Source organism: Kribbella sp. NPDC056861 (assembly GCF_040687575.1).
In the GTDB taxonomy this organism is placed as follows: domain Bacteria; phylum Actinomycetota; class Actinomycetes; order Propionibacteriales; family Kribbellaceae; genus Kribbella.
Genome location: NZ_JBFBNQ010000007.1, coordinates 555333 through 561332, shown reverse-complemented (window position 1 = coordinate 561332; position 6000 = coordinate 555333). Strand labels below are relative to the sequence as shown.

Annotated in this window: 7 protein-coding genes; 3 read left to right on the top strand and 4 right to left on the bottom strand. The window is 67.6% G+C overall.

Annotated elements, in window-relative coordinates; all coding sequences use genetic code 11:
* Positions 1-540: 540 nt before the first annotated feature.
* Together rpsN and rpmG are read right to left on the bottom strand one after the other, a co-directional pair.
* Complete coding sequence (gene rpsN / locus AB0P21_RS34365) at positions 541-846, bottom strand: 30S ribosomal protein S14 (RefSeq protein ID WP_363702315.1); 306 nt, start codon at positions 844-846, stop codon at positions 541-543.
* Between the two features lie 7 nt (positions 847-853).
* Complete coding sequence (rpmG, locus tag AB0P21_RS34360) at positions 854-1021, bottom strand: 50S ribosomal protein L33 (RefSeq protein WP_363702313.1); 168 nt, start codon at positions 1019-1021, stop codon at positions 854-856.
* A 134-nt stretch (positions 1022-1155) separates the two neighbouring features.
* Here rpmG and AB0P21_RS34355 point away from each other — a divergent pair, with 134 nt between their 5' ends.
* Positions 1156-2268 carry a GTP-binding protein gene (locus AB0P21_RS34355; RefSeq protein WP_363702311.1) on the top strand — a complete coding sequence of 371 codons (1113 nt, stop codon included), beginning with the start codon at positions 1156-1158 and terminating at the stop codon, positions 2266-2268.
* Complete coding sequence (locus AB0P21_RS34350) at positions 2265-2510, top strand: type B 50S ribosomal protein L31 (protein ID WP_363702309.1); 246 nt, start codon at positions 2265-2267, stop codon at positions 2508-2510. Before AB0P21_RS34355 ends, AB0P21_RS34350 begins: the two co-directional genes overlap by 4 nt.
* 61 nt (positions 2511-2571) lie before the next feature.
* On the opposite strand, the gene AB0P21_RS34345 is transcribed toward AB0P21_RS34350, so the two are convergent.
* Positions 2572-3447 carry a hypothetical protein gene (locus AB0P21_RS34345; protein ID WP_363702307.1) on the bottom strand — a complete coding sequence of 292 codons (876 nt, stop codon included), beginning with the start codon at positions 3445-3447 and terminating at the stop codon, positions 2572-2574.
* Positions 3448-3576: 129 nt separating this feature from the next.
* Here AB0P21_RS34345 and AB0P21_RS34340 point away from each other — a divergent pair, with 129 nt between their 5' ends.
* Positions 3577-4998: an aromatic amino acid lyase gene (locus AB0P21_RS34340; RefSeq protein WP_363702306.1), complete on the top strand. Its 1422-nt coding sequence runs from the start codon at positions 3577-3579 to the stop codon at positions 4996-4998.
* Here AB0P21_RS34340 and AB0P21_RS34335 read toward each other — a convergent pair.
* Positions 4995-5930, bottom strand: coding sequence for a PE-PPE domain-containing protein (locus tag AB0P21_RS34335; RefSeq protein ID WP_363702304.1), 936 nt, complete (start codon positions 5928-5930; stop codon positions 4995-4997). The two genes, AB0P21_RS34340 and AB0P21_RS34335, sit on opposite strands and share 4 nt — an antisense overlap.
* Positions 5931-6000 lie beyond the last annotated feature (70 nt).

Genomic DNA, 6000 nt, shown 5'->3' with positions numbered 1-6000 from the left:
AAGAGACGAGGAACAGACTACTTTGAGTGACCCTTTGATATCTCAGAAACAATCAAACTGACTTGAATCATAATTTCTCAAAGGAATCCGAACACGAACATAAGACAACCCCACACCAAAACCCATATAGGTCCCAGTGAGAAGAGATCGCCCAATGCCGTGAAACGGGATAAAACAAATTCGGCATTGACTTTCGGCACGCTGTTGAGTTCTCAAGAATCGGACGCACACCGCGCTGTGAACCTTGCGATTCAAGCTCCGGGGCAACCCGCCAAACATTACTGTTTCGTCCTGGGCCAGTCAAATCGGCCCTTTTCGATCCAGTTCCCTGCGTGACTCAGTGACCGAAACCCGCACTAGGCGCGTTTCAGCTCCTGGATCCTTCAGGGGGTGATCGAAGCAACCGGCCGCTTTCGCGTCCCGCACTCGCTCCGACAAGAAGAACAATACACGCTCTGGAGAGTGGTTTTGACCAGGGGTACCGATCAGGCCGGCGGACCGGCCGGAACCACCTGATTCCGGCCGCCCCGCCGACGGGGATCACCAAGACGATTTGGTGATCCCGGGCAGTTCCCCACGGTGGGCCATCGTGCGGAACCGGACTCGGGAGATCCCCGCCTTGCGCAGGAACCCGCGCGGCCGGCCATCGGCCACATCGCGGTTGCGGACCCGGATCGGGCTCGCGTCCCGCGGCAGCTTCTGCAGCTTGAGCTGCGCGGCGCCGCGGTCGTCGAAACTCGAGGCCGGGTCGGCGATGATCCGCTTCAGCTCGGCGCGACGGTCGGCGTACAGGGCGACCGTGCGCTTGCGCTGCTCGTTCTTCGCGATCTTGCTCGTCTTCGCCACTGGGCCCTTACCGCTCTTCGCGGAAGTCGACGTGCTCGCGGACCTTGGGGTCGTACTTGCGCATCACGAGCCGATCGGGGTCGTTGCGGCGGTTCTTGCGGGTGACATAGGTGAACCCGGTCCCCGCGGTACTGCGCAGCTTGACGATCGGGCGCAGCTCGTTGTGCTTGGCCATCAGACCTTCCTTCCGGGCACCGTCACGGTGCCGTTGAACTCTGCACGACTCAACGCCGCCCACCCGGGCTGACATTCCCGTTGCCCGGAGTGTACGTTGAACTGGTTATCGTTTTCAATAAGACGGGAGTCCAGATGCTACCGGTGACCTTGCTGACGGGTGTCGACGAACGGATCCGGGCCGCCGTGGCGGACGAGCTGCTGACCGGCGACACCGTCCTCGTCGAGTACGACCTCACCGGCCTGGTGGGTGGCTCGGTAGTACGGATCGCCCGGACCGCGGCCGGCGTGATCGACGAAGAGCTGATCCGGATGGGGCATCCGTGCGTCTCCTGCGCGCTGCGTGGCTCACTCGTCCCGCTGCTGGTCAGCATCGCGGCCACGGAGAAGTACGGCGCCGCGATCGTCTCGGTCCCCGGGGCGGGCGACACCCAGGCGCTGGCCGAGGAGATCGCCCGTGACGCCGGCGCCGAACTCCGGGTGGAGGCGGTGCTGACCGTGCTGGACCCGACGACCTTCCCCGCTGATGTGAGTGGGGACGACTTCATCCACGATCGCGGGGTCCCGACCGCTGCTGAGGACGGGCGGGCAATCGCCGAGGTGCTGATCCGCCAGGTCGAGTACGCGAACGCAGTGATTTTGAGCGGTACGACCGAGATTGAAACCACGAGAGCACTGGCCCTGGCGCTGAATCCTCAGGTGCTGGTCCGGCCGGCGTCGGCGGCGCGCGAGCTGTTCGGCGTACGGCTGCATGATCCGGATGCGGCCGAGGCGTGGATGGAGCCGGGCTCGATCAGCGCTCCCCTGCAGACCGACGGACCGGTCCGGACCCTGGTCTGGCAGTCAGCGCGCCCATTCCACCCCGAACGCCTGTACGACGCACTGGAAGAACTCGTCTCCACCTCGGCGCGCGGCAAGGGAACGGTCTGGCTCGCCTCCCAACCACACTCCCGGCTCGGCTGGGACAGTTTCGGCACCAACATCGCCCTCGGCGTCCTCGGCCCCTGGCTCGCCGACCTCCCGATCGAGCGCTGGTCCGAGGTCGGCCAGACCCACCAGGCCCGGTCGGCCCTCGAGTGGCACCCCGAGCACGGCGACCGGGGGTCGTACCTGTCGATCACCGGAGTCGATCTGGACATCCGGGAATTAGAACGGCTCCTGGACGGTTGTGTCCTTCGTACGGATGAGTCGGACCTCAAGCTGACTGATCCGTTCGCCCCTTATCTGGAAGGAAGTACCGCAGCATGAAGGCTGACATTCACCCCGATTACCGCCGGGTCGTGTTCCGTGACAAGTCCGGCAACTTCAGCTTCCTGACCGGCTCCACCCGCGAGAGCAACGAGACCATCGAGTGGCACGACGGGAACACCTACCCGGTCGTCGACGTCGAGATCTCGTCCGCCAGCCACCCGTTCTACACGGGCCAGCAGCGCGTGATGGACACCCAGGGCCGGGTCGAGAAGTTCAAGAAGCGCTACGGCCAGGTCTGACTCTCACCGCACCTCTCCCAGCCCGCCGATCCCCTGGATCGGCGGGCTTCTGCGTGCCCGCTCAGCCGCCGGCTCTCAGATAGTGAGCCCAGTAGCCCTGCCAAGCGCCGTATCGCTCAGCCAGCCGGCCGAGCGCGGTCTCGTCGATGCTCTCCCCATAGACCCGCGCCGCGGCACGCATCAGCTCTTTGTCCGCCGGCGCCTGGTCCATCCGCCCAAGCCCGCGGATCAGCACGAACGTCGACGACCACGGCCCAATCCCCGGCAAGGACAGCAACTGCTCCCGTACGTCGTCGTACGGCGCCTGCCGCAGCTCCACCTCTGACAGCTCCAGCCAGCGTCGAGCCGCTCCGTGCAGATAGCCGGCCTTGCGCTCGTTACCGATGCACTCCGCCAACTCCGCCGGCGAGAGCTCCGCGATCTGCTCCGCGTCGGGAAAAGCCGGATGCGTGACCCCGGCCAGCTCGACCAGGTTGCCGGTCTTCTCGATCAGCACGGCCTTCGCCTGAGCCGCAAGGGCTCTCGGCGTGCGCTGCGACAAGATCGCCCAGGCGACGTTCTCCCAGGGCGAGCTGAACTTCACCTGGTGATACCCATGCAGTCGCCGGACGACCGCACGGAACGGCTCGTCACCGTCCGCGGCCGCGTAGAAGTCGGTCAGATCGTCATCCAGGCTGAGGAAGAACCGGACCCGATCCAGCGCGGCCTCGACCGTCCCAGCCGCTTCCGCCCCGGTCAGCCGTACGTCGACGACATCGCCCTCCCCCGCAGCAACCTCGGCGACAACAGTCGACCCCGCGACGCGCAAAGCCTTGGTGAGCCGGCTGCGCTCGATCTGCTGCTCACCCGCTGTCGGCGCGAACTGGCCCACGAAGCGCAGTGACGCGGTGAAGTCGAATGGCGCGGCAACGGTCAACTGGTGCTCGGAGACACTCATAGCGCCATCCTCCCGGGCGGCTACGACATTTCTCCGACCACCGATCTCCCTGGGGCAATGTCTCGGATTCGAGACGGAGGACCAGCGGCGGTACTACGTGGAGTAGCGGTCAGGACCCACACTGGGCGGGTGGAACCGGTGGAGATTGTCGGCGCGGGTTTGTCGCCGCTGGATGCGGTGTCGCTCGGTCAACGCCGTACGCCGGTCCGCCTGGGTCTGGCGGCGCGGGACCGGATGACGGCGTCGGCCAAAGCGGTCGTCGAGATCGCGTTGCACCGGCCGGTTTACGGCCGGACCACCGGGGTCGGCGCCAACCGGGACGTGCTCACCTCGGACCCGGAGCACGGTGCCCGGCTGCTGGCCTCGCATTCGACGACCGGCACCACGCCGTACCCGAAGGACGTGGTGCGGCTCGGACTGCTGATCCGGGTCAACCAGCTCGCCGCCGGCGGCTCCGGGCTCACCCCTGAGGTGGCCGACGCGATCATTGCCCTGCTCAACGATGACGAGCTGCCCGACTTGCACCGCGGCGGGGCGATCGGGACCGGCGATCTCGGCGCGCTGGCCGAGCTCGGGCTGGCGCTCGGCGACGTCATCGACGGCACCAGCGCACTCCCCCTGTTGTCGAGCAACGCGATCACGCTGGCCGAGTGCTGCCTGGCGTACGTCGAGGCCGCGACCCTGATCAACGTCGTCCCGCTGGTCGGCGGGCTCTCCCATGTCGCCATGCGCGGCAACGCCGAGGTGTACGACGAACGCGTCCACGCCGCTCGCCCGCAACCGGGGCAGGTCCGTGTCGCCCGCCGGATGCGTGGGCTGCTCGACCAGCTCCCGATCCCGGCGGCCCGGGTGCAGGACCCGTTCGGCCTCCGCGCCTTCGCCCAGGTGCTCGGCCCGGCCGTCGACCATGTCGATGCCTTGGGCAACGCTCTGGCGGTCGACATCAACGCGTCGGCCGAGAACCCGCTGGTGGCCGGCGACACCGTGCTGCACAACGGCAACTGGCACGCGATGCCGATCGCGCTCGGCCTCGACTCGCTCCGGCTCAGCCTGCACTCGGTCGCCACCCTGTCCACGTCCCGGGTGGCCAACCTGGTCGATCCGGACTTCACCGGCCTGAGCCGGTTCCTGGCCAGCGGCTCAGAGGCCAGCTCAGGCGTGATGATGATCGAGTACGTCGCCCATGATGCCCTCGCCTCGGTCCGCTCGACAGCTCAGCCGGCCACCCTCGGTACGGCGACGCTGTCGCGGGGTGCCGAGCACCACGCGAGTTTCGCGCCGCAGGCCGCAGTACTGACTGGGCAGTTGCTGGATGGGTTGCGGGACGTGCTGGCCTGCGAACTTGTCACCGCAGTACGGGCTGTGCGGCTGGCCGGGCTGGAACCGGAGAAGCTGGCGCCGGCCGCGATCGGTCCATGGCTCGCCGACGCACTGGCCGCGCTCCCCGACATCCTGACCGACCGCTCCCTGCGCGACGACCTGGAGATCGCCCGGGGCCTGCTGACCCAATGGGGCGACCGCCAGGTCGAACACCCAGCCGAAGCCGGTTAGGCCGCAGCGAGCAGACGGAACCAGGGCCGGCTGTCGAGCAGCGCAATGGCTTCTGGCGACAGCAAGCCACCGAGGCCGTTGCGCGCGGTGACGGCTGCCTGCCGGGCCGGACCGTCGCCGAACAGCAACTGCTGGATCTGCCACGGTGTGCCGATCGGCAACGGGAGCGGAGCGCCGTACGGGAGGCGCGGGTTCTGCGCGACCAGCGTGACGCCGTTGCCGGTGTCGCGGATCGGGTCCAGGTCGTAGCCGTGATCGCCGGACAGGTAGCCGGACAACCCGTTCGCGAACGCGGCCAGGTTGGTGATCATGTTGGTCGAGTTGCAGATGCCGTCGTTCTCGTTGCAGACCTCGCGGACCGCGATCCCCGCGTAGTCGTGCGGGCCCTGCATGGTGACGCCGGGCAGGATCGACGGCAGGTTCGTCTCGATCCCACCGGCGACGCCGCCCCGGCCGCCGTTGCCGAAGGGCCGCCGCGGGTTGCCGTAGAGCACCCCGTTGAGCTGCTCGCGCGGGATCGCGGTCGACTTCGCGAACTTCTCCAGCACGTTGCCGGCCACCACGGCACCCTCGGAATAGCCGGACAGGGTGAGGTGCGCGGACGGGCAGGTGGCGTGGAAGTTGGTCACCGCCGTGGTCAGCTTGCCGACCCCCTCGGCCACCGACGCGTCCAGCGCCAACCGGTCGACGACCGGGAAGACGCCGGCGAAGTACGGCACCTGGACGATCTGGACACCGGCCGGGACGTTGTGGTTGAAGCGCGAGTTGTTCCAGTTCACCAGCGATTCGCCGGCCGTGTAGCCGTCGGTCTGGAACACCGCCGTCGCCGGGCAGGCGGCGGCCGAAGCCTGCGCCGGCAGGGTCGCCACCAGCGCGCCGGCCGCGACGACGACACCGGCCGTCAGACGGGCAATCGATTTCTGAGTTCGCATCGAACACCTCTCGAAAGGTCGTGGGGGTGCTCGCAGCGTGCCGCCGATCGGTGACCGGCCGCAACCGCGA

Excerpts from the sequence above, each read along its gene's own strand:
- AB0P21_RS34335 (WP_363702304.1), bottom strand. The coding sequence starts at position 5,930 with ATGCGAACTCAGAAATCGATTGCCCGTCTGACGGCCGGTGTCGTCGTC.
- rpmG (WP_363702313.1), bottom strand. The coding sequence starts at position 1,021 with ATGGCCAAGCACAACGAGCTGCGCCCGATCGTCAAGCTGCGCAGTACC.
- AB0P21_RS34350 (WP_363702309.1), top strand. The coding sequence starts at position 2,265 with ATGAAGGCTGACATTCACCCCGATTACCGCCGGGTCGTGTTCCGTGAC.
- AB0P21_RS34345 (WP_363702307.1), bottom strand. The coding sequence starts at position 3,447 with ATGAGTGTCTCCGAGCACCAGTTGACCGTTGCCGCGCCATTCGACTTC.
- AB0P21_RS34355 (WP_363702311.1), top strand. The coding sequence starts at position 1,156 with ATGCTACCGGTGACCTTGCTGACGGGTGTCGACGAACGGATCCGGGCC.